2 pseudogenes are annotated in these 811 nt (G+C 68.3%); both read left to right on the forward strand.

Annotated features, from left to right (window positions below):
• Positions 1-134, forward strand: a pseudogene (locus tag F6Q13_RS18265) (cytochrome P450); the annotation flags it as partial.
• A gap of 65 nt (positions 135-199) precedes the next feature.
• Positions 200-716, forward strand: a pseudogene (locus F6Q13_RS18270) (C4-dicarboxylate ABC transporter); the annotation flags it as partial.
• Positions 717-811 lie beyond the last annotated feature (95 nt).

The raw sequence follows: 811 nt of genomic DNA on the forward strand, positions 1-811 counted from the left end.
GGCTGGAACTGCGGGTGCTCTTCGAGGAATTGCTGCCGCGCTTCAGCGGCGTGCAGGTCGCAGAACCCGTCGAGTGGGCCCGCAGCAACCGGCACACCGGCATCCGGCATCTGGTCGTGGAACTGGCGGGGTGAGGAGTTCGCTGAGCCGGATCGGGCTCTCGCCGGATGTCTTCTCGGCGGTGATGGCGACCGGGATCCTGGGCGATCTCGGTACGTCCGGTTTGGCGATTTTGGCCGCTCAGGCGGCGCGGTACAGCGGTCTTCACTTCTGGCTGGTGGTCGCGGTAGGGACCTGGGTGGCGGCGATGGTGCTCTACGGTCGACCCGGCTCATCCTCTGGCGCGCAGTCACCGAGCGGCAGGGTCGGGACGGATTCGAGCCCGACACCTGGATCATGATGGGCGCGCTGGCCATCGCCACGCTGGCCGGCGACGACATCCACCAGCTGGCTTGCGGCGGGCTGGCCGACGCTGTACGCGCGGTGACCGTGGTGACCTGGGTGGTGGCCACGCTGTGGATACCGCATCGTGGACGCTGGTGTTCCCGCTGGGCATGTATTCGGTGGCTACCGATGCGATGGCCGACGAGCTGCATCTGCGATCGACGGTGTCGTTGGTGTTCTTCTGGGACGCATTCGCGGTCTGGCTGATCGTGGTCGTCGCCGGGCTGCTGCCGCTCGGACACCGCGGCCGGCGTGAGCTCAGCGGGTTGTGATTTCGGCCGGTTTACCGGCGGCGCCGCGGCAGGATCGCCGCCCGATAGGCTGACCCGGTGCGTCCCGCGCTGTCCGACTACCGGCACCTGTCCAG

The organism is Mycobacterium sp. (genome assembly GCF_008709575.1).
Taxonomy (GTDB): Bacteria; Actinomycetota; Actinomycetes; order Mycobacteriales; family Mycobacteriaceae; genus Mycobacterium.